Origin of the sequence: Pseudomonas nitroreducens (genome assembly GCF_024170165.1) — a bacterium.
Classification (GTDB): domain Bacteria; phylum Pseudomonadota; class Gammaproteobacteria; order Pseudomonadales; family Pseudomonadaceae; genus Pseudomonas; species Pseudomonas nitroreducens_C.
Map to the genome: position 1 here is coordinate 362,931 of NZ_JALJXP010000006.1, position 21,678 is coordinate 384,608.

The window sequence follows — 21,678 nt, forward strand, 5'->3', positions numbered from 1 at the left end:
TATGCGGGTGGCGATGCGGATCGTGCAGGCACTCATCGCGCTGCTGGTGCTGGCGCTGCTGGCGGGGGGCTGGTGGTACTTGCCCGGGGAGCTGAAGCTGCAACCCGTGTTGACCGGCAGCAGTGAGGATGCTTCGGTACGCCAGGGCGAACGGCGCCGCAGCTATGTCCTTTACGTGCCGCAGAAGCTGGCTGAGCGTCCGGCGCTGCTGGTGGTGCTGCACAGCTCGCAGAGCAACGGCGAGCGCATGCGCCGCGACAGCGGCTACCGCTTCGATGCCCTGGCTGATCGCGATGGCTTCCTGGTGCTCTATCCCGATGGCTTCGAAGGGCACTGGAACGACTGTCGACGGGTGGCTTCCTACAGCGCGCGGCGCCTGAACATCGACGACGTCGGCTTCCTCTCGCAGATGATCGAAAGCCTGCAGCGCGAGCGTGGCGTCGATCCCGCGCGGGTATTCGTCACCGGCTACTCCAACGGCGGGCAGATGGCACTGCGACTGGCCGCCGAGGCGCCGGACAAGGTCGATGGCGTCGCCGCCGTGGCTGCCAGTCTGCCCAGCACGGGCAATGACGCCTGCCGTCCCGCCGAACAGCCCAAGGCCGCGCTGCTGATGAACGGCACGCGGGACCCGATCAATCCCTATGCCGGCGGCCGGGTCACGCTGTTCGGCTTCGGTGATCGCGGCGACGTGCTCTCCGCCGAGGGGTCTGCCCTCGCGCTGGCCCGGCGCAACGGCCAGGGCGGCGAGCCGCAGGTGGACAAGCTGACCCAGCCGGGCCCGGTGTGGACGCAACGGCAGCGCTGGGCTGCCGGCGACGGGCCGCCGGTGGAACTGCTGACGGTATTCGGCGGTGGGCACCTGATCTCGCAGCCGCTCTACCGCGCGCCGCGCCAGCTCGGCCAGGCCGACCCGCAATTGGACGGGCCGGCTGAGATCTGGCGCTTCTTCAGCGAGCTGTCACCTGACGAGCCGCCACGCATCGAGCCGCCGTTCTAGAGTTCGATCACCCGGCGGGGATCGAAGCCGCTGTCTTCGCCAGGGTAGGCGCCGGGGTTGGCGACGATCCGCGCCGCGCCGATGCGATAGTCCAGGCACTCGTGCACATGCCCGTGAATCCACAGGTCACAGCGTTCGGCCAGGCCTTCCAGGTTCGAGGCGAAGGCGGGCGACAGGGCGTCGCCGACGTAGTGCGAGGGAATGGACCGGGCGCTGGGCGCATGGTGCGTCACCACCACCGTCGGGCCGGCAAAGGGTTGGTCCAGCTCCGCCGCCAGCCACTCGCAGCTGGCGCCGCAGAGTTCGCGGCTCATCTGCGGCGTGAAGGGCCGGGTGAAGTAATCCACCGTACTGAAATCGGGCATCAGCAACTGCGCCTGCTCGCAGGCCAGTTCCGCCGCGCCTTCGCCGTAGAGCTGGAAATCCGTCCACAACGTGGTGCCGAGGAAGCGCACGCCATCGAGGATCACGGCATCCTTCTCGAGAAAGTGGATCTCCAGCGCGCGGGCCAGGTTGCGCATGGCCTGCGTCAGCTCGGGCAGGTCGGAGTGGTAGAACTCGTGGTTACCGGCGACATAGAGGATTTCGCTGTCCGGGAACTCCTCGCGCGCCCAATGCAGGCCTTGCAGGTGTTCGTGGATGTCGCCGGCCAGCACGATGACATCCGCGGCGACTTGCGGCAGTTCGCGGCGGCCGTTGGGAAAGTGTTCGTGGTGGAGGTCGGACAATACTCGCAGGCGCATGGCACGTAACTGTCTGTAGGAAAGTGCCGAGGATAACGAAGGAAGATGCGTTTGACATGGGTCATGGCATTGCCGCTGCCGGCCTAAAGACCTTTCGAAATTAAGGGATGATTCAGAAGATTCCCTCAGCTTCCGTTTGGGCCCGCTGTTTTGGCGCCCCAAGGAGGACTCATGAAACTCATCTGGATCGTCTTATTGGCGGTGCTGACCACCTTCGGCCTGGCACTGTTCCTTGACCCGCCGGCAACCCTGGACATCTGGGTCCTGCGCAAGCAGGCCATCCTCTTCACCGGTGTCGCGTCCTTTGCGCTGATGTCGCTGATCATGCTGCTGGCGGTGCGCCCGGTCTGGCTGGAAAAGCCCCAGGACGGCCTCGATCGCCTGTACCGCGCGCACAAGTGGGCGGGAATCCTGGCCATCGTGCTGGGCCTGCTGCACTACCTGATGGAGCTGGGCGGTCCGCTGCTCGCCGAATTCATCGCCAAGCCGGCCAAGGGGCCGCGGGTGGAAACCTTCCTCGACGTGTTCCGCGGCTCGGCCAAGGGCCTGGGCGAATGGTCGGCCTGGTTGCTGGCGGCGATGCTGGTCATCACCCTCTGGCAGCGCTTCCCGTACCACCTGTGGCGCTACGTCCACAAAACCCTGGCGGTGGTCTACCTGGTGCTCGCCTTCCACGGCGTGGTGCTGGCACCCGCGGGGTACTGGATGCAGCCGGTGGGCTGGCTGGTGGCGTTCTGCGCCGTGGTGGGCAGCCTCTGCGCGCTCTGGTCGCTGGCCGGGCAGATCGGCCGTCGGCGCACCCACGAGGGCGTCGTGGTGGCGATCGAGCGTCCCGGCGAGCGCATGCTGGAAGTGACCTGCAAGCTGCGAGGGCGCTGGCAGCACCGTGCCGGCCAGTTCGCCTTCCTCACCTGCGATCGACTGGAAGGGCAGCATCCCTTCACCCTTTCCAGTAGCGACCGGGGTAACGGTGAGGTGCGCTTCAGCATCAAGGCGCTGGGGGACTACACACGGCGCCTTCAGGATGCTCTGAAGGTTGGTGATCCGGTGAAGGTAGAAGGGCCCTACGGCTGCTTCGACTTCCGCCGCGACAAGGGCGAACGGCAAGTGTGGATCGCTGGCGGAATCGGCATCACGCCGTTCCTGGCCTGGCTCGAGTCGCTACAGGTGCGGCCGGCGGACTGCCCGGAAGTGACGCTGCTGTATTGCGTGCGTTCGCCTTCCGACGCGATCTACGCCGGGCGCCTGCGTGAGCTGTGCGCGACGTTGACGCGCATCGACCTGCGCGTGCATTACAGCGAAAGCGAAGGCTACCTGCAGGCGGCGGACCTGGGCTTGCAGCCCGGTGCGCAGGGGCGCTGGCCAAGTGTCTGGTTCTGCGGCCCGCAGGCGCTGGCCGACCTGCTGCGCCGTGACCTGCGCCGCCAGGGCATGCCGGGCAATCGCTTCCACCAGGAAGCCTTCCAGATGCGCTGAGGCGCTCAGAAACCGGCGACGCCGAGGTCGTGCAATCGCTCGCGCAGCAGCACGACTTCCGGCGCCTTGAAGAAGGCTTCCAGTTGCGCTGCGCGTACCTTGCCGACGCCGGGTTGCTCTTGCCACTGCGGTGCACTGCGGGCGGCCAGCGCGGACCAGTCTGCGTCTGCCGGATGAGCGTCTGGGGAGGGCGCGCCAAGCGCGCGCAGCCAGACGGCGAACGAGCGCTGACGGGCCAGCTGGAACTGCTGGTGCAGGGTGGCGGCGCTGCGCTCGCCCAGGCCGGGTGCCTGGCTCAGTTGCTCCGGCGTCAGCGTCATCCAGTCGAGCAGCCCCGCCAGCAGACCTGCGTCGTGCAGGCGCCGCCAGGTTCCGGGCCCGACGCCCGATAGTCCCAGGCCGTTCTTGCCGCCCAGCCAGTGCAGGCGGGCGAGGAACTGTTCCGCGCAGCCCTCGGTGGGCTGCCAGCAGGAGAGGGCGTTGTAGTGCCCGTCATCCGGTGCAGATATTTCGACACGGGTCGGCGAGCGCCAGACCACACCGTCCAGGCGCGGAATGGTCAGCCCGGCGAGGGCGATGGCGACCTGATCGCCGGGGCGGATGTCGAGGCTGCGCCAGCGCTTGAGCGAGCCGGCGCCGATGCGTTGAATGGTCCGCCCATCCAGTGCCACCGGGGCGAGATGCAGCACCGGCGTCACCCGCCCGCTGCGGCCTACCTTGAACTCCACGCGCCGCACTTCTGCCAGCGCCTGTTGATGCGGGTACTTCCAGGCCACTGCCCAGCCCGGCGCCTGTGCGCTCCAGGCCTTGCCCGGCGGCCGGCGGCCCTGGCGGATGACGATGCCGTCGCTGGCGAACGGCAGGGGCTGGTGATACCAGCGCTCGCGCCAGGCCTCGATATCGCTCAGGCCTGTTACCGGCTCGGTCAGCTCGGCACTGTCGGCGAAACCCAGCTGGCGCAGGCGTGCCAGGCGCTCGGGCATGTCCAGCGGACCATCCGGCAGCTCCCAGACGAACAGACCGATCTGCTCAGCCTCATCGCCCAGCTCCTTGCGCGCCATCAGTCCGGCGACTTTTCCGCGCGCGCCGGCGCCGCCCTGCCGGGCCTGGACGTGCTGCGGCAGGCGCCAGTAGAGCTCGCCCTGCAGCACCAGGGCGCCGCGCTCGCCGGGCAGCTGCCTGGGGATGGCGGCAATTCGCCGTGCATTGGCGGTCCAGTCCTGCCCAGCGCTGCCGTCGCCGCGGCTAATCGCCTGGATGAAGCGGCCGTCACGGTAGAGCAGCGTGACCGCTACGCCGTCCACCTTGGGCTGCACCCAGAGATCGCTGCGGTTCGCCAGCCAGTCGCGCACGGCCGAGGCGTCGGGAAGCTTGTCGAGGCCGGTGTGGGGGAAATGGTGGCGAATCTCCCCGGCACTGCTGGCCAGCGGCGATTCGGAGGTGGCGGAGGCCTGCGGGAAGCACGCCTGCCATTGGCGCAGGCGCTCGCGGGCCTGGTCGTAGAGTTCATCGGCGACCGGTGATTGGCCGTCGCGGTGGTAGACGTCATCCCACTGCCGCAGTTGTGCGCGGAGCGTGTCGATCTGCTGGAGTGCCTGCTCGGCCGGCCAGTCGGGGCAGGCGTGGGTGAGGAGGGGAAGGCACAGCAGGAAAGCGAGGGCAAGGCGAAGCATGGCGAGCGTCCGGGTGGCAGTAAGCCGCAAGGCTAGGACTGGGACGCAGTGTCCGGTGCCGGGATGGACGTGGATTCTTCGCGAGGCCTTGTCGGAGAGCGGAAACGAAAAAGCCCCGCCGAGGCGGGGCTTTTCCTGCTACCGGGTCTTACAGGCCGGCGGCGTCACGCAGGGCGGCAGCCTTGTCGGTGCGCTCCCAGGTGAAGGCGGTGAAGGTGTCGTCACCGTAGGTCATTTCGAACGGGTTGCGACCGAAGTGGCCGTAGGCCGCGGTCGGCTGGTACATCGGGTGCAGTAGGTCGAGCATCTTGGTGATTGCGTACGGACGCAGGTCGAAGTGCTCGCGGACCAGCTGGATGATCTTGTCATCGCTGATCTTGCCGGTGCCGAAGGTGTTGATCGAGATGGAGGTCGGCTGCGCCACGCCGATGGCGTAGGACACCTGGATCTCGCAACGCTCGGCCAGGCCGGCGGCGACGATGTTCTTGGCCACGTAGCGGCCGGCGTAGGCAGCGGAACGGTCCACCTTGGACGGGTCCTTGCCGGAGAACGCGCCGCCGCCGTGACGGGCCATGCCGCCGTAGGAGTCGACGATGATCTTGCGGCCGGTCAGGCCGCAGTCGCCCACCGGGCCGCCGATCACGAAGTTGCCGGTCGGGTTGATGTGGAACTGGGTGTCCTTGTGCAGCAGCTCGGCCGGCAGCACCTGCTTGATGATCAGCTCCATCACGCCTTCGCGCAGGTCCTTGTAGCTGACTTCCGGGTTGTGCTGGGTGGACAGGACGATGGCGTCGATGCCGACGACCTTGCCGTTCTCGTAGCGGCAGGTGACCTGGGACTTGGCGTCCGGGCGCAGCCACGGCAGCAGGCCGGATTTGCGGGCCTCGGCCTGGCGTTCCACCAGTCGATGGGAGAAGCAGATCGGCGCGGGCATCAGCACGTCGGTTTCGTTGCTGGCGTAGCCGAACATCAGGCCCTGGTCGCCGGCGCCCTGGTCTTCCGGTTTGGCGCGGTCGACGCCCTGGTTGATGTCCACCGACTGCTTGCCGATGATGTTCAGCACGCCGCAGGTGGCGCCGTCGAAGCCGACGTCGGAGCTGTCGTAGCCGATGTCGATGATGACCTTGCGCACCAGGTCTTCCAGGTCGACCCAGGCGGAGGTGGTGACTTCACCGGCGATGATCGCGACACCGGTCTTCACCAGGGTTTCGCAGGCCACGCGGGCGTATTTGTCCTTGGCGATGATGGCGTCGAGCACCGCATCGGAAATCTGGTCCGCGATCTTGTCCGGATGGCCTTCGGAGACGGATTCGGAGGTGAAAACAGAGTATTCGCTCATCTAACGGTTCCTATCATTTACCGGTGGGTGAGGACGCTTCGCGAATCCGGCTTGGCGAAGTGCCGCACCTGGATCTGAAAGCCATTACGTAAACCGATGTAAACACTTTCGCCGGACGCAAGCCCGGCGGCGTCGGCCCAGAGGGCCAGGTCTTCCTGTTCGAACCCCAGCCAGAGATCACCGCAGGCCTCGCGGGCCCAGCTCTGGTCGTGGCTGCAGAGTTCGGTCACCAGCAGGCTGCCACCGGGTTTCACCAGGTGCGCCAGCTGCCTCACGGCCTCTGCCGGTGCGGCGAAGTGGTGCAGCACCATGTTCAACACCACGCAGTCGGCCGCGTCGTCGACATCCTGCAGGGCGTCGCCCAGCCGCAGCCGGACGTTGTTCAAACCTTCGCTGGCGCAACGTAGTCGCGCCATTTCGAGCATGGTCTCGCTGTTGTCCAGCGCCGTGACCTGTTCGAAGCGCCGGGCCAGCTCGGGGAGGAATCCGCCGTCGCCGGGGCCGACTTCCAGCGCCGTGGCGCCGGGGGCGAAGCTCAGGGCATCGAGCAGCGCCAGCACGCTTTCGCGGTATTGCGGCAGTCCTGCGATCAGGTCCTGGGTCGCCTGGAACTTCTCCGCACTGCGGGCAAAGAAGTCGCGGCTGACGGCGGCACGCTGGGCGTGTACGCCATCGACGCGTGCGCTGACGTCATCGGCCAGCGCCAGTTCGTCGACCTCTTCGAGCAGCGCCCCGTGCAGCGTGCCCCCCAGGCTTTCGCCCTGGGGCAGGGCGCGGCGATAGAAGATCGCGTTGCCTTCGCGGCGGGTGGCGACCAGGCCGGCCTGGGCCAGCACCTTCAGGTGGTGGCTCATGCCCGACTGGCGGACGCCGAAGATATGCGCCAGCTCCAGCACGCCGAACGAATCGTTGGCCAGCACCCGCAGCACGTTCAGCCGCAGCGGATCGCCGCCGGCCTTGCACAGGGCAGCCAGCTGGTCGCAATCGTCGTGGCGGATTTCGGGCAGGCGCAGACTCATAGGTCGCGCAGTCTAGTCGCGGCTTCCGGGGTGGGCAATAGCTGTATCAAAAAGTTTTGATATTGGCGGATGGGCGGTTTTTGATCAGTCAGACCACTCCCGCCTGTGCCTTGCATCAGGCATCTGCCGATCTGTCATTGCCCCGCAGGCCCTGGCTGGGCGAAAATACCGGCCTTTTTTCATTCCCTTCGATCTTTCGAAGCAGCCCCCGCAGGAGATTAGCGATGCCCAGCCGTCGTGAGCGAGCCAACGCCATCCGCGCACTGAGCATGGATGCCGTGCAGAAAGCCAACAGCGGCCATCCCGGCGCCCCCATGGGCATGGCGGATATCGCCGAAGTCCTCTGGCGCGAATTCCTCAAGCACAACCCGAGCAACCCGCAGTGGGCTGACCGTGACCGCTTCGTGCTGTCCAACGGCCACGGCTCGATGCTGATCTACTCGCTGCTGCACCTCACCGGCTACGACGTCACCGTCGATGACCTGAAGAACTTCCGCCAGATGCACTCGCGCACCCCGGGCCACCCGGAGTACGGCTACACCGCCGGCATCGAGACCACCACCGGCCCGCTGGGCCAGGGCATCGCCAATGCCGTGGGCATGGCGCTGGCCGAGAAAGTGCTGGCTGCGCAGTTCAACCGTGACGGCCACAGCATCGTCGACCACTACACCTACGCCTTCCTGGGCGACGGCTGCATGATGGAGGGTATCTCCCATGAAGTCGCTTCGCTGGCCGGCACCCTGCGCCTGAACAAGCTGGTCGCCTTCTACGATGACAACGGCATCTCCATCGATGGCGAAGTCCACGGCTGGTTCACCGACGACACCCCCAAGCGCTTCGAGGCCTACGGCTGGCAGGTGATCCGCAACGTCGACGGGCATGACGCCGACGAGATCAAGACCGCCATCGAGACCGCCCGCAAGAGCGACGTGCCGACCCTGATCTGCTGCAAGACCATCATCGGCTTCGGTTCGCCGAACAAACAGGGCAAGGAAGAAAGCCACGGCGCCGCCCTGGGCGTCGACGAAGTGGCCGCCACCCGCGCCGCGCTGGGCTGGAACCACGCGCCGTTCGAAGTCCCGGCGGACATCTACGCCGAGTGGAGCGCCAAGGACACCGGCGCCAGCCGCGAAGCCGAGTGGAACAAGCGTTTCGCCGCCTACCAGGCCGCGCACCCGGAACTGGCCGCCGAGTTCGAGCGCCGCGTTGCCGGTGAGCTGCCGGCCGATTTCGCCGAGAAGGCCGCTGCCTACGTCGCCGACGTCGCCATCAAGGGCGAGACCATCGCCAGCCGCAAGGCCAGCCAGAACGCCCTGAACGCCTTCGGCCCGCTGCTGCCGGAACTGCTGGGCGGCTCCGCCGACCTCGCCGGTTCCAACCTGACCCTGTGGAAAGGCTGCAAGGGTGTGAGCGCCGACGACGCCAACGGCAACTACCTGTTCTACGGCGTACGCGAGTTCGGCATGAGCGCCATCATGAACGGCGTGGCCCTGCACGGCGGCTTCATCCCCTACGGCGCGACCTTCCTGATCTTCATGGAATACGCCCGCAACGCAGTGCGCATGTCCGCCCTGATGAAGCAGCGCGTGCTCTACGTGTTCACCCACGACTCCATCGGTCTGGGCGAAGACGGCCCGACCCACCAGCCGATCGAGCAGCTGGCCAGCCTGCGCCTGACGCCGAACCTGGACACCTGGCGCCCGGCCGACGCGGTGGAATCCGCGGTGGCCTGGAAGTACGCCATCGAGCGGGCCGACGGTCCGTCCGCGCTGATCTTCAGCCGCCAGAACCTGCCGCACCAGCCGCGCGACGCTGCCCAGCTGGCCGACGTGGCCCGTGGCGCCTACGTGCTGAAGGACTGCGACGGCGAGCCGGAACTGATCCTGATCGCCACCGGCTCCGAAGTCGGTCTGGCCGTCCAGGCGTTCGACAAGCTCAGCGCCGAAGGCCGCAAGGTGCGCGTGGTCTCCATGCCGTCCACCAGCGTCTTCGACCAGCAGGACGCCGGCTACAAGCAGGCCGTGCTGCCGGTCCAGGTGGCAGCGCGTATCGCCATCGAAGCTGCCCACGCTGACTACTGGTACAAGTACGTCGGTCTGGAAGGCCGCGTCATCGGCATGACCACCTTCGGTGAGTCGGCCCCGGCCCCGGCGCTGTTCGAGCACTTCGGCTTCACCGTCGAGAACGTGCTGGAAGTCGCCGCCGAGCTGCTCGAAGCCTGATCGAGGCTCTTGTAGGAGCGAGCTTGCTCGCGAACCGGGCAAGCTCCTTCGCGAGCAGGCTCGCTCCTATGAAGATCACCAAGGGATAACAATGTCCAAGCGCCCTTACCGAGTTGCCCTCAACGGCTACGGCCGTATCGGCCGCTGCGTCTTCCGTGCCCTGCACGAACGCGGCGCCAAGGCTGATTTCTCCATCGTCGCGCTGAACGACCTGGCGGACCTGGCCAGCCTGGAATACCTGACCCGCTTCGACTCCACCCACGGCCGTTTCCCCGGCGAGGTGAGCGTGGCCGACGGCTGCCTGCATGTGGGCGGCGACTGCGTGAAGGTGTTCCGCGAAGCCGAACCCGAGGCCATCGACTGGCGCGCCCTGGACATCGACCTGGTGCTGGAATGCTCCGGCGTCTACAACACCCGCGCCGACGGCGAGCGCTTCCTTGGCGCTGGCGCGCCGCGGGTGCTGTTTTCCCAGCCGATGGCCAGCGAGGCGGACATCGACGCCACCGTGGTCTTCGGCATCAACCAGCAGGGCCTCTCCGGCGCCGAGACGCTGGTGTCCAACGCATCCTGCACCACCAACTGCAGCGTGCCGCTGCTCAAGTTGCTGAACGAGGCCGTGGGCATCGAGTACGTCTCGATCACCACCATCCACTCGGCGATGAACGACCAGCCGGTGATCGACGCCTACCACCATGAAGACCTGCGCCGCACGCGCTCGGCCTTCCAGTCGGTGATCCCGGTGTCCACCGGGCTGGCACGCGGCATCGAGCGCCTGCTGCCGGAACTCGCCGGGCGAATCCAGGCCAAAGCCATTCGGGTACCGACGGTCAACGTCTCGGCCCTGGACATCACCCTGCAGGTCTCCCGCGATACCTCCGCCGAGGAGATCAACCGCGTGCTGCGCCAGGCCGCCACCGAAGGCCCGCTGAAAGGCCTGCTGGCCTACACCGAGCTGCCCCACGCCAGCTGCGATTTCAACCATGACCCGCACTCGGCCATCGTCGATGGCAGCCAGACCCGCGTTTCCGGCCCCCGGCTGGTGAACGTGCTGGCCTGGTTCGACAACGAGTGGGGGTTCGCCAACCGCATGCTCGACACCGCAGGGCACTTCCTGCGGGTCGCCGCTACCGAACGTTAATCAAAACAGCCCCAACAGGACTGACTGTCATGACCGTGTTGAAGATGACCGACCTCGACCTCCAAGGTAAGCGCGTGCTGATCCGCGAAGACCTCAACGTTCCGGTGAAGGACGGTGTGGTCAAGAGCGACGCGCGCATCCTGGCCTCGCTGCCGACCATCAAGCTGGCCCTGGAGAAGGGCGCGGCGGTGATGGTCTGCTCGCACCTGGGCCGCCCGACCGAAGGCGAGTTCTCCGAGGAGAACAGCCTGCAGCCGGTCGCCGACTACCTGTCCAAGGCCCTGGGCCGCGCCGTGCCGCTGGTCAAGGACTACCTGGGCGGCGTTGAAGTGAAGCCGGGTGAAGTCGTGCTGTTCGAAAACGTGCGCTTCAACAAGGGCGAGAAGAAGAACGCCGACGAGCTGGCCCAGCAATATGCGGCCCTGTGCGACGTATTCGTCATGGACGCCTTCGGCACCGCCCACCGCGCCGAGGGCTCGACCCACGGCGTGGCCAAGTTCGCCAAGGTCGCCGCGGCCGGCCCGCTGCTGGCTGCCGAACTGGAAGCCCTGGGCAAGGCCCTGGGCAACCCGGCGCGCCCGATGGCCGCCATCGTCGCCGGCTCTAAGGTGTCCACCAAGCTCGACGTGCTCAACAGCCTGGCGCTGATCTGCGACCAGCTGATCGTCGGCGGCGGCATCGCCAACACCTTCCTCGCCGCGGCGGGCCACAAGGTCGGCAAGTCGCTGTACGAAGCCGATCTGGTCGATACCGCCAAGGCCATCGCCGCCAAAGTCAGCGTGCCGCTGCCGGTCGACGTGGTGGTTGCCAAGGAGTTCGCCGAGACCGCCGTCGCCACCGTCAAGGACATCGCCGACGTGGCCGACGACGACATGATCCTGGACATCGGCCCGAAGACCGCCGCCCAGTTCGCCGAGCTGCTGAAGACCTCCAAGACCATCCTGTGGAACGGTCCGGTGGGTGTGTTCGAGTTCGACCAGTTTGGCGAAGGCACCAAGACCCTGGCCAAGGCCATCGCCGAAGGCTCCGCCTTCAGCATCGCCGGCGGTGGCGACACCCTGGCGGCGATCGACAAGTACGGCATCGGCGAGCAGATCTCCTACATTTCCACCGGTGGTGGCGCCTTCCTCGAGTTCGTCGAGGGCAAGGTCCTGCCGGCCGTGGAAGTGCTGGAGCAGCGCGCCAAGGCCTGATCCGCACGGCAGGCGGGCGACAGTAAAGCAAACCTCTGCGGCATCCCCGGGTCACAAGCCTAGTACGGATGCCAAGGAGAACGGTCATGCGAGCTGTCACCCCTCTGCTGTCGTTTTGTCTCGTGCTGGTCGGCTGTACCGGAAGCGGTGGAGTCCCCAGTACCTGTGAAGTGATGAGCCCGCCCTCGGTCATGGTGCCCTCGGACCAGAACCGCGAACGGGTGGATAGCCAGAGCAGCGGCGATCCGACGCCCGACCAGAAGCCGGTGAACTGCCCCTGAGGCAGCGGCGTGGCGGCCGGGATCACGATCTGACAGTGCCGCCCGCGCCCCGGTGCAGGCGGCACTGGCGTTCCTGCGGCGGGACGGGCAATCTGGCGTATTGGATATCCGGCGGCGTGTCCGCCCGAAGGAGAATCGCCCGATGCTGCGTTATCTCGTCCCGGTCCTGGCGCTTGCGCTGGTGGCGGGTTGTTCCAGTCACTCGACAGGCGGCAACTCCGCTGCGCAGGGCGGCTGGAATCACTGGGTCTGCGACAGCCAGGCCGAGGTGCGGTGGCGTTACGTCGACCCCAGCAAGTCGGTCGTCGACCTGAAGCTGGGTGAGGATGACGTGGTTCATCACCTGGAAGAGGAACCCGGCGGCTCCGGCGCTTTCTATAGCGACGGGCTGATCGGCTTGAGCATCAAAGGTGACCAGGGCCTGGTCTACTGGGTCGAGAGCAACGACCTGATCGGCCGTGGTTGCAAGGCGCCCTGAGCGCCGATTGTCCGGCATGCGCCGGAAGACTTGAACACGGCCTGCCCCTGCGGCAGGCTTCCAAACATGTAGTTAAGGGGCTCGTGAAACCGAGCCTGACTTCTGGGAGAAGCGAAGACCATGGCACTCATCAGCATGCGCCAAATGCTGGACCACGCCGCCGAGTTCGGCTACGGCGTTCCGGCTTTCAACGTCAACAACCTCGAGCAGATGCGCGCCATCATGGAAGCGGCCGACAAGACCGATTCCCCGGTGATCGTGCAGGCCTCCGCTGGTGCCCGCAAATACGCCGGTGCGCCCTTCCTGCGCCACCTGATCCTTGCGGCCATCGAAGAATTCCCGCACATCCCGGTGTGCATGCACCAGGACCACGGCACCAGCCCTGACGTCTGCCAGCGCTCCATCCAGCTGGGCTTCTCCTCCGTCATGATGGACGGCTCGCTGAAGGAAGACGGCAAGACTCCGGCCGACTACGACTACAACGTCCGCGTCACCCAGCAGACCGTTGCCTTCGCCCACGCCTGCGGCGTTTCCGTGGAAGGTGAGCTGGGCTGCCTGGGCTCCCTGGAAACCGGCATGGCCGGCGAGGAAGACGGCGTTGGCGCGGAAGGCGTGCTGGACCACAGCCAGCTGCTGACCGACCCGGAAGAGGCCGCCGACTTCGTCAAGAAGACCCAGGTCGACGCCCTGGCCATCGCCATCGGCACCAGCCACGGCGCCTACAAGTTCACCAAGCCGCCGACCGGCGACGTGCTCTCCATCGAGCGCATCAAGGAAATCCACAAGCGCATCCCCAATACCCACCTGGTGATGCACGGCTCCTCCTCGGTGCCGCAAGAGTGGCTGAAGGTGATCAACGAGTTCGGCGGCGACATCAAGGAAACCTACGGCGTGCCAGTCGAGGAAATCGTCGAAGGCATCAAGCACGGCGTGCGCAAGGTCAACATCGACACCGACCTGCGCCTGGCCTCCACCGGTGCCATCCGCCGCATGATGGCCGAGCAGCCGAGCGAGTTCGACCCGCGCAAGTTCTTCGCCAAGACCATCGTCGCCATGCGTGATATCTGCATCGCCCGCTACGAAGCCTTCGGCACTGCCGGCCATGCCTCGAAGATCAAGCCGATCTCCCTGGAAGGCATGTTCCAGCGTTACGCCAAGGGTGAGCTGGTGTCGAAGGTCAACTGATCCCGCGCCGGTTTTGACCTTGAAGAGCCCCGCCCTGCGGGGCTCTTTCGTATCTGCCAGAAGGAAGCCATCGATGCTGCGCGCCTTGCTTTCCGTTCTACTGCTGGCGTTACTCGCCGGTTGCTCGCTGCGCCCGGCGCAGCCGTCCGCACCGCCGCCCAGGCCGCCGGTGGAGCTGCCAGTGGACGCGCAGAATTGCCTGACTCATCAGGAGTGCACGCTGAAAACCTCGCGCACGCTGCTGTTCGTCTTCGATTATGCCGAGGCGGGTGCGGCCCTGGTGGAGAACGAGAACCGCGTGCTCAGCACGCCGGAAAAGGCACCGAAGAAGGGTTGGCCGGCGATTCGCATCCAGTTGGCCGATCCGGACGGTGGGCGCTTCGAGTTCTCCAGCGAATGCCGGCAGAAGCGCTGCCGTATCAAGGAATCGCGCCTGCTCGCCTGCTACCGTAGTTATCTGGATGGAAAGACCTGCCGGTTCCGCTGAGCGCTGGTGCTCGGGACGGTCCGGCTCTGGAGGCACGATGACGGATGTACATGACAGTGCGCAGGAGGGTTTCTCCCGCGAGGCGAAAGCTTACGCCCACGGGCGACCGGACTATCCCGAAGAGCTGCTGGGCTGGCTCGGCGAAGAGCTGGGCATAGGGGCCGGCAAAGAGGTGGTCGACCTCGGCGCGGGTACCGGGAAGTTCACTTCCCTATTGCTGCGTACCGGTGCACAGGTCGCCGCCATCGAGCCGGTGGCGGCGATGCGCGAACAGTTGAGTGCCACTCTGCCTGCGGTGAAGGTGCTCAGTGGCACGGCCCAGGCGATGCCGCTGGTGGCGGAAAGCATCGACGCGCTGACCTGCGCCCAGGCCTTCCACTGGTTCGCCGACGAGCGCGCGCTGGAAGAAATCCATCGCGTGCTGCGGCCGGGTGGCCACCTCGGGCTGGTCTGGAATGTGCGCGACGAGCGCGTCGACTGGGTCGCCCAGGTGACGCGCATTCTCGAGCGCTACGAAGGCAGCACGCCGCGCTTCCACACCGGGCAATGGCGGCGCGCCTTTGCGGGTTCGCGCTTCGAAGACCTGCGCCTGCGCGAGTTCAGCTACCAGCACATCGGTCCGCCGGAGCAGGTGATTGTTGCGCGCACTCTGTCGGTGAGCTTTATCGCGGCGCTGCCCGACGAGCAGAAGCGGCGCGTCGCCGAGCAACTGCATGAGCTGATCGCCACGCACCCGGCGCTGAAGGGGCGCAGCGAAGTTGCCTTCCCCTATCGCACCGAGGCTTACAGCACCCGTGCGCTGGCCTGACCGGGGAATGCGGTAGACTGGCGGACGTTTCCTCCGCCAGTCCGTTTCCCATGCAGCCGCTTCGCTATCTCCAGGCCTATGCGCCACAACTCCAGGATCAGGTGCGCCAGCTCATCGAGCAGGACCGCCTCGGCGAGTACCTGGAGCGCCGCTATCCCGGTCGTCATGACGTACAGAGCGACAAGGCGCTGTATGGCTATGCCATGGATCTCAAGCAGCAGTACATGCGCACCGCGCCGGCGGTGGACAAGGTGCTCTACGACAACAAGCTGGACGTGGTGCAGCGCGCGCTGGGCCTGAACACGGCGATCTCCCGGGTGCAGGGCGGCAAGCTCAAGGCGAAGAAGGAAATCCGCGTCGCCTCACTGTTCAAGGACGCGGCCCCCGAATTCCTGCAGATGATCGTCGTCCACGAGCTGGCGCACCTGAAGGAGCGCGACCACAGCAAGGCCTTCTACCAGCTCTGTGAGCACATGCTGCCCGGCTATCACCAGCTGGAGTTCGACCTGCGTGTCTACCTGACCTGGCGCGACCTGCCTCAGTAGTACAGGCGCCCCAGATAGAGCAGCCCCAGGCACCACGGCAGCAGCAGGGCAAGGCCCAGGTAGCGCAGCGCCGCGCGCGGGCCGCTCTCGCCCCGGTTCAGCCAGTTGGTGCCCGCCAGTACCAGTGCGTAGGCCACGAGGCCCGCCAGCAGCCACTCGTATTGCTCTGTGGTGGGGGAGACCGGGCCGAGATGGGTGTGGGTGAGGTGCCACGCGCAAAGGCCGATTGCCGGCACCAGAAGGGCCAGCGCCACCAGGACTCGCCCGGCGAGGCGCAGCAGGAAGGCAATCAGCAACCCCGCCAGGCCGGCGCTGGCAATCAGCACGGCGAGCATCTGGTCGAGATAGACGAGGTCGGGCGCTGATTCGAGCGAGCGGGGTTGCGCGAGCAGGCGCAGCAAGGGCGCGCCGAGCAGAAGGGCAATCAGGCAGAACAGCCAGCCTGGCAGGGCGCGTGGCATCCGAAACTCCTGATGAAGTTGCTGCGGGAAGCCCCTGACGCGCCGGATGGGGTCGGTCGTCTGGGGTTGTTCACCGCTGCAAAGCCCAGATTAATCAATGATTTGGCGAAATGCCATAACTTTGTCGGGAATGATTCCCGAAAATGAGAAGGCCCCTCCGGGGAGGGGCCTCTCTGTCAGAACAGGTCGATCGGCGCTTCTTCGTCCGCCGGCATGCCGCTGCCGGGAGCGCTGCCGGGCGCCAGTTCGTTCATCGACGGCGGTGTGTCTTCGTTCTTGAACAGTTCGAAGTACGCGCCCGGGGTGCCCGGAGGCGCCGCGCGGCCGGTGACCGGGTCGATGCGCAGGCTGACCAGGCCGGGTGGCTCGGGCAGCAGGTGCGACGGCTTGTCCTTCAGTGCCGCGCCCATGTAGCGCATCCAGATCGGCAGGGCGACGTTGCCGCCGTATTCGGCACGGCCGAGGCTTTCCGGCTGGTCGAAGCCCACCCAGACGGTGGTCATGTAGTCGGCGTTGAAGCCGGAGAACCAGGCGTCCTTCGATTCGTTGGTGGTGCCGGTCTTGCCCGCCAGATCATCGCGCTTGAGTGCCAGGGCGCGACGGCCTGTGCCGCGCTTGATCACGTCCTGCAGCATGCTGGTCATGATGTACGCGGTGCGCGCATCGATGACGCGTTCGGCGGCCGCCGGCTCGATGGTGGTCTTGGCCTGGCTCGGGTCATCGTTGCCGAAGGCGTCGGTGGCGGCCGCTTGTGGCTGCGCCTGCACCTGCTCTTCGTTCTGCGGAATGCTCGGCGGGTTGGCCTGGTACAGCACCTGCCCGTCGCGGCTTTCGATGCGCTGCACGATGTAGGGCGCGACCTTGAAGCCGCCGTTGGCGAAGACGGTCCAGGCGCTGGCGATCTCCATGGGCGTCAGGGTCGCGGTGCCCAGGGCCATGGACAGGTTCGGCGGCAGATCGTCCTTGTTCAGGCCGAACTTGCTGATGCAATTGCGCGCTCGGTCGACGCCCAGGGCCTGCAGGATGCGGATCGACACCATGTTGCGCGACTTGTACAGCGCCTCGCGCATGGGGATCGGGCCGAGGAAGGTGTTGGTGTCGTTCTTCGGACGCCAGACCTTGTCCAGGTATTCGTCGTAGAACACCACCGGGGCATCGTTGATCAGCGAGGCGGCGGTGAAGCCGTTGTCCAGCGCACAGCTGTAGATGAACGGCTTGAAGCTGGAGCCGGGCTGGCGACGGGCCTGGGTGGCGCGGTTGTAGTTGCTCTGTTCGAAGGAGAAGCCGCCCACCAGCGCCATGATCGCGCCGTCCTGCGGATTGAGCGAGACCAGGGCGCTCTGCGCGGCCGGCACCTGGGTCAGCCGCAGCGAGCCGTCGTCCTTGCGCTGCACGCGGATCACGTCGCCGGCCTGCACCACGTCGCTGGGCTGGCTGGGCATGCGCCCCATGCTGTTGTTGCTCAGGTAGGGGCGGGCCCACTTCATCCCGTCCCAGCTCAGGGCTTCCTCCTTGCCGTCGCGGGTCATGACCATGGCGCCGCTCTTCTCGACCTGGGTGACGATGGCCGGTTCAAGACCGCCCAGCGGGCGCTGCTGGCTGATGGCCTGGCGCCAGGCGTCACGAGTCTTGCCGGGGAGGCGCGTTTCGGGGCCACGGTAACCGTGGCGCTGATCGTAGTCCTGAAGGCCTTCGCGCAGGGCGGTGTTGGCGTCTTCCTGCAGGTTGCTGCGTACCGTGGTGTAGACGCGATAGCCTTCGGTGTAGGCGTCGCCACCGAAGCGGCCGACCAGTTCGGCGCGGGCCATCTCGGCGATATACGGGGCCGCCAGTTCCGGAGTCTGGACGTGGTAGGACGCACCAACCGGCTCCTGGATGGCGGCCTGGTAACGCGGCTGGTCGATGAAGCCGAGCTTGAGCATGCGCTCGAGAATCCAGTTGCGTCGTTCCAGGCTGCGCGCTGCGTTGGCCAGCGGGTTGTAGCGCGACGGCGCCTTGGGCAGGCCGGCAATCATCGCCATCTGCGCCAGGCTCAGGTCCTTGATGGACTTGCCGTAATAGACCTGTGCGGCAGCTTCGACGCCGTAAGCACGGTTGCCCAGGTAGATCTTGTTGACGTAGAGCTCGAGGATCTCGTCCTTGGTAAGCGAGCGCTCGATCTGCAGGGCGAGCAGGATCTCATTGATCTTGCGGGAGAAACTGCGCTCGTTGGTGAGGAAGTAGTTCTTCGCCACCTGCATGGTGATGGTACTGCCGCCGGTCTGGATGTGGCCGGTCTTCAATAATTGCGCGGCAGCACGCATCAGGCTTTTGACGTCCACGCCATAATGGTTGGCGAAATTGTCATCTTCAGCCGATAACAGTGCGTGGGTGAAATCCGGGGGGATTTCAGCAAATCGAATCGGCGTTCGGCGCATCTCGCCAAACTCTGCTATCAATTTGTTATCAGCACTGTACACGCGCAGCGGCATCTGCAACCGCACATTGCGCAAGGCCTCCACGGACGGGAGGTTCGGGCTGAGGTACAGATAGGCGCCGCTGAAACTGAGCAGCACTCCACAAATAATGGTGACGCAGGTCCACCACAGAAACTTCAGCAGGCGCATCGGGAAGGTCTTGGATTTCCAGGGAAAAGAAAGAGTTAAGCGGATGGCGCGGTAAAAAGGGAAAAGCTGATCACATTATAAGCAGTTTTTTTGCTGGCGAGCCATTTGCGAAGCTGTCAAGTCTGGTATCTAATGTGGAAAAACATAAATCGTCCGTAAGTCTCGGATGCTGATAGGAAATCAGTCGTGCTAGGGCTCTTCAATAAGAAAGCGAACACGCTGCTGGGGATAGACATCAGTTCGACTTCGGTCAAACTTCTCGAATTGAGCCGCTCTGGAGGCCGCTACAAGGTAGAGGCCTACGCTGTCGAGCCGCTCCCGCCCAATGCAGTGGTAGAAAAGAACATCGCTGAGCTGGAGGGTGTCGGCCAGGCGTTGTCACGTGTGGTCGCCAAGGCGCGGACCGCAGTGAAAACGTCTGCGGTCGCGGTTGCCGGCTCGGCGGTCATCACTAAAACCATCGAGATGGACGGTGGACTCTCGGACGACGAGCTGGAGAATCAGCTCAAGATCGAGGCCGACCAGTACATCCCCTATCCCCTCGAAGAAGTCGCGATCGACTTCGAGGTGCAGGGCACGTCCGCACGCAATGCGGATCGCGTCGATGTTCTTCTCGCCGCCTGTCGGAAGGAGAACGTCGAGGTGCGTGAAGCTGCGCTGGCGCTCGCGGGCTTGACGGCCAAGGTCGTCGACGTCGAAGCCTACGCGCTGGAGCGAGCGTTCAGTCTGCTGGGAGATCAGTTGGGCGGCAATGCCGACGAGCTCACAGTTGCCGTGGTCGATATCGGCGCCACCATGACCACGCTGAGCGTCCTGCACCATGGCCGCACCATCTATACGCGTGAGCAACTGTTCGGCGGGCGTCAGCTCACCGAAGAGATCCAGCGTCGCTATGGACTGTCGGTCGAGGAAGCGGGGCTCGCCAAGAAGCAGGGCGGTCTTCCGGATGACTACGACAGCGAAGTGCTGCAGCCGTTCAAGGACGCCGTGGTTCAGCAGGTGTCGCGTTCGCTGCAGTTCTTCTTCGCGGCCGGCCAGTTCAACGATGTGGACTACATCCTGCTGGCGGGAGGCACTGCCTCCATCCCTGACCTGGATCGCCTGATCCAGCAGAAGATCGGTACTCCGACCCTGGTGGCCAACCCGTTCGCCGACATGGTGCTGAGCGGCAAGGTCAACGCCGGTGCGCTGGCCAGTGATGCGCCCGCGCTGATGATTGCCTGCGGTCTGGCGATGAGGAGTTTCGACTGATGGCACGCATCAACCTATTGCCGTGGCGGGAGCAGCTGCGCGAGGAGCGCAAGCAGCGCTTCCTGGTGATTCTGGGGGCCGTTTTGCTGGCCTCCGGTGCAATCGTTTTCCTGGGTGATCAGTACTTCAACTCGGCCATCGAGAACCAGACTGCACGCAACGACTTCCTGCGCAAGGAAATCGCCGTGCTGGATGCGCGCATCAAGGAGATCAGCGAGCTGAAGACTCGTCGCCAGCAGTTGCTGGAGCGGATGAAGATCATTCAGGACCTGCAGGGCAACCGCCCGATCATCGGCCGGGTGTTCGACCAGCTGGTCCGCACCTTGCCCGATGGCGTCTTCTTCACTGAGCTGAAGATGTCCGGGAAGTCCATTTCCATTGCCGGCGCGGCCGAGTCCAACAACCGCGTCTCCAATCTCATGCGCAACCTCGATTCGTCGGAGTGGCTGACTTCGCCGAACCTGACCGAAGTGAAGGCCGTTACCCAGGGAGCCCTGGATCAGGCGAACGTCTTCCAGTTGACGGTGCAGCAGACCCAGCCCGGCAGCGAGGAGCAGGACAAGCAGAGTACCTCGCAAGGAGCCAAGAAATGAGTCTGGCCAGTTCTCTTGAGAGCTTGCGCAAGGTCGATATCAACGATCTTGACCTGAACAACCTTGGTTCCTGGCCGGCAGCCGTCAAGGTCATCGCCTGCATCCTGCTGATGGCCGTGGTTCTGGCGCTTGGCTACAACTTCCATCTGAAGGACCTGCAGGATCAGCTCGATCGCAACCGCGAGGAAGAGCAGACCCTCAAGCAGCAGTTCTCGACCAAGGCCTTCCAGGCGGCGAACCTGGAAGCCTACAAGGTGCAGATGAAGGAGATGGAAGAATCCTTCGGCGCCCTGTTGCGCCAGTTGCCGAGTGATACCGAGGTGCCCGGCCTGCTGGAAGACATCACCCGCACGGGCCTGGGTAGCGGTCTGGAGTTCGAAGAGATCAAGCTGCTGCCGGAAGTGACTCAGCAGTTCTATATCGAACTGCCGATCCAGATCAGTGTCGTCGGTGGGTACCACGACCTGGCGACCTTCGTCAGTGGCGTGTCCAGCCTGCCGCGGATCGTCACGCTGCATGACTTCGATATCAAACCGGCGAGTTCGGACAGCACCTCCAAGCTGCGCATGAGCATCCTGGCGAAAACCTACCGGTACAACGACAAGGGCGTGAAAGCGACTGCCCCGACTGCGGGAGCGAAGAAATGAGGGGGCGCCTGATCATTTGCAGTTTCCTGCTCCTGACTTTGAACGGTTGTGGTTCGGGCAGTGATTTTGCCGACCTGCAGGGCTATATGGACGAAGTCCGCGCCCGCCCGAAGGGGACGATCGAGCCGCTACCCAAGTTCCAGACCTACGAGGCCTTTACCTATAGTGCTTCGTCTCTGCGCAGCCCCTTCCAGCCGCCGGTGAAGATCGACCTGGCGGTCAAGCAGAAGGGCAACAGGGTCATCAAGCCCGATGAAACACGGGTCAAGCAGTTTCTCGAGGGCTTCAACATAGAAACCTTCGAAATGGTCGGCACCCTGGCCAAGGACAGTCAGGTATTTGCTCTCGTCAAAGGTGCAGGAGGGGTGCATCGGGTACGAGTGGGTGACTACCTTGGGCGCAACGACGGCAAGATCGTTGCGATCAACGAAGCCAAGATCGACGTGATTGAAATCGTTCCTGATGGTGAGGGTGGCTGGCTGGAGCGTCCGCGCAGTCTGACTCTCAAGGAACGCTCCTAAGGGCGGGGATGA

General features: G+C 65.2%; 20 protein-coding genes. 14 read left to right on the forward strand and 6 right to left on the reverse strand.

Going from position 1 to position 21,678, the window contains the following annotated elements; genetic code table 11:
- Position 1 precedes the first annotated feature (1 nt).
- Positions 2 to 1,000 carry an alpha/beta hydrolase family esterase gene (locus J2T47_RS14915; RefSeq protein ID WP_253448073.1) on the forward strand — a complete coding sequence of 333 codons (999 nt, stop codon included), beginning with the start codon at positions 2 to 4 and terminating at the stop codon, positions 998 to 1,000.
- Here J2T47_RS14915 and J2T47_RS14920 read toward each other — a convergent pair.
- On the reverse strand, positions 997 to 1,743 hold the full coding sequence (locus J2T47_RS14920) for a metallophosphoesterase (protein WP_253448077.1): 747 nt from the start codon (positions 1,741 to 1,743) through the stop codon (positions 997 to 999). The two genes, J2T47_RS14915 and J2T47_RS14920, sit on opposite strands and share 4 nt — an antisense overlap.
- Before the next feature lie 171 nt (positions 1,744 to 1,914).
- Here J2T47_RS14920 and J2T47_RS14925 point away from each other — a divergent pair, with 171 nt between their 5' ends.
- Positions 1,915 to 3,219, forward strand: coding sequence for a ferredoxin reductase family protein (locus tag J2T47_RS14925; protein ID WP_253448080.1), 1,305 nt, complete (start codon positions 1,915 to 1,917; stop codon positions 3,217 to 3,219).
- Between the two features lie 5 nt (positions 3,220 to 3,224).
- Here the strand turns inward: J2T47_RS14925 and ligB are convergent, their stop codons facing one another.
- From ligB to J2T47_RS14940, 3 genes are all read right to left on the reverse strand, one after another.
- A complete protein-coding gene (gene ligB, locus J2T47_RS14930) occupies positions 3,225 to 4,892 on the reverse strand; it encodes an NAD-dependent DNA ligase LigB (protein ID WP_253448084.1) in 1,668 nt (555 codons plus the stop codon).
- 148 nt (positions 4,893 to 5,040) lie between these two features.
- Positions 5,041 to 6,231, reverse strand: coding sequence for a methionine adenosyltransferase (metK, locus tag J2T47_RS14935; protein WP_253448086.1), 1,191 nt, complete (start codon positions 6,229 to 6,231; stop codon positions 5,041 to 5,043).
- Positions 6,232 to 6,248: 17 nt separating this feature from the next.
- The gene (locus J2T47_RS14940; protein WP_253448089.1) at positions 6,249 to 7,250 is read right to left on the reverse strand and encodes an ArsR/SmtB family transcription factor; all 1,002 of its coding nucleotides are present in this window, start codon (positions 7,248 to 7,250) and stop codon (positions 6,249 to 6,251) included.
- Positions 7,251 to 7,474: 224 nt separating this feature from the next.
- Between J2T47_RS14940 and tkt the strand changes: the two genes are divergently transcribed.
- The 8 genes from tkt to J2T47_RS14980 all read left to right on the forward strand — a co-directional run bounded on the left by tkt (position 7,475) and on the right by J2T47_RS14980 (position 15,587).
- Positions 7,475 to 9,472, forward strand: a complete 1,998-nt coding sequence (tkt, locus tag J2T47_RS14945; protein ID WP_253448092.1) for a transketolase — start codon at positions 7,475 to 7,477, stop codon at positions 9,470 to 9,472.
- A gap of 91 nt (positions 9,473 to 9,563) precedes the next feature.
- Entirely contained in the window at positions 9,564 to 10,610 is a 1,047-nt protein-coding gene (gene epd / locus J2T47_RS14950; protein ID WP_138213923.1) for an erythrose-4-phosphate dehydrogenase, read from the forward strand.
- 29 nt (positions 10,611 to 10,639) lie between these two features.
- On the forward strand, positions 10,640 to 11,803 hold the full coding sequence (locus J2T47_RS14955) for a phosphoglycerate kinase (protein WP_253448095.1): 1,164 nt from the start codon (positions 10,640 to 10,642) through the stop codon (positions 11,801 to 11,803).
- A gap of 423 nt (positions 11,804 to 12,226) precedes the next feature.
- The gene (locus J2T47_RS14960) at positions 12,227 to 12,562 is read left to right on the forward strand and encodes an MliC family protein (protein ID WP_253448098.1); all 336 of its coding nucleotides are present in this window, start codon (positions 12,227 to 12,229) and stop codon (positions 12,560 to 12,562) included.
- Between the two features lie 120 nt (positions 12,563 to 12,682).
- Positions 12,683 to 13,747, forward strand: coding sequence for a class II fructose-bisphosphate aldolase (gene fba, locus J2T47_RS14965; protein ID WP_253448102.1), 1,065 nt, complete (start codon positions 12,683 to 12,685; stop codon positions 13,745 to 13,747).
- Between the two features lie 73 nt (positions 13,748 to 13,820).
- Positions 13,821 to 14,234 carry a hypothetical protein gene (locus J2T47_RS14970; RefSeq protein ID WP_253448105.1) on the forward strand — a complete coding sequence of 138 codons (414 nt, stop codon included), beginning with the start codon at positions 13,821 to 13,823 and terminating at the stop codon, positions 14,232 to 14,234.
- A gap of 37 nt (positions 14,235 to 14,271) precedes the next feature.
- Positions 14,272 to 15,042 carry a class I SAM-dependent methyltransferase gene (locus J2T47_RS14975; protein WP_253448107.1) on the forward strand — a complete coding sequence of 257 codons (771 nt, stop codon included), beginning with the start codon at positions 14,272 to 14,274 and terminating at the stop codon, positions 15,040 to 15,042.
- A gap of 50 nt (positions 15,043 to 15,092) precedes the next feature.
- Complete coding sequence (locus J2T47_RS14980) at positions 15,093 to 15,587, forward strand: YgjP-like metallopeptidase domain-containing protein (RefSeq protein ID WP_253448110.1); 495 nt, start codon at positions 15,093 to 15,095, stop codon at positions 15,585 to 15,587.
- On the opposite strand, the gene J2T47_RS14985 is transcribed toward J2T47_RS14980, so the two are convergent.
- Together J2T47_RS14985 and J2T47_RS14990 are read right to left on the reverse strand one after the other, a co-directional pair.
- Positions 15,581 to 16,048, reverse strand: a complete 468-nt coding sequence (locus tag J2T47_RS14985; RefSeq protein WP_253448113.1) for a hypothetical protein — start codon at positions 16,046 to 16,048, stop codon at positions 15,581 to 15,583. The two genes, J2T47_RS14980 and J2T47_RS14985, sit on opposite strands and share 7 nt — an antisense overlap.
- A 176-nt stretch (positions 16,049 to 16,224) precedes the next feature.
- Positions 16,225 to 18,654: a penicillin-binding protein 1A gene (locus J2T47_RS14990; RefSeq protein WP_253448115.1), complete on the reverse strand. Its 2,430-nt coding sequence runs from the start codon at positions 18,652 to 18,654 to the stop codon at positions 16,225 to 16,227.
- A gap of 186 nt (positions 18,655 to 18,840) precedes the next feature.
- Here J2T47_RS14990 and J2T47_RS14995 point away from each other — a divergent pair, with 186 nt between their 5' ends.
- The 4 genes from J2T47_RS14995 to pilP are packed head-to-tail and all read left to right on the forward strand — an operon-like array spanning position 18,841 to position 21,666.
- Positions 18,841 to 19,905 carry a pilus assembly protein PilM gene (locus J2T47_RS14995; RefSeq protein WP_017520515.1) on the forward strand — a complete coding sequence of 355 codons (1,065 nt, stop codon included), beginning with the start codon at positions 18,841 to 18,843 and terminating at the stop codon, positions 19,903 to 19,905.
- A complete protein-coding gene (gene pilN, locus J2T47_RS15000; protein ID WP_253448119.1) occupies positions 19,905 to 20,498 on the forward strand; it encodes a type 4a pilus biogenesis protein PilN in 594 nt (197 codons plus the stop codon). Before J2T47_RS14995 ends, pilN begins: the two co-directional genes overlap by 1 nt.
- A complete protein-coding gene (gene pilO, locus J2T47_RS15005; RefSeq protein ID WP_253448122.1) occupies positions 20,495 to 21,145 on the forward strand; it encodes a type 4a pilus biogenesis protein PilO in 651 nt (216 codons plus the stop codon). The genes pilN and pilO overlap by 4 nt, the downstream gene beginning before the upstream one ends.
- Positions 21,142 to 21,666, forward strand: coding sequence for a type 4a pilus biogenesis lipoprotein PilP (gene pilP, locus J2T47_RS15010; RefSeq protein ID WP_192293164.1), 525 nt, complete (start codon positions 21,142 to 21,144; stop codon positions 21,664 to 21,666). Before pilO ends, pilP begins: the two co-directional genes overlap by 4 nt.
- Positions 21,667 to 21,678: the final 12 nt, after the last annotated feature.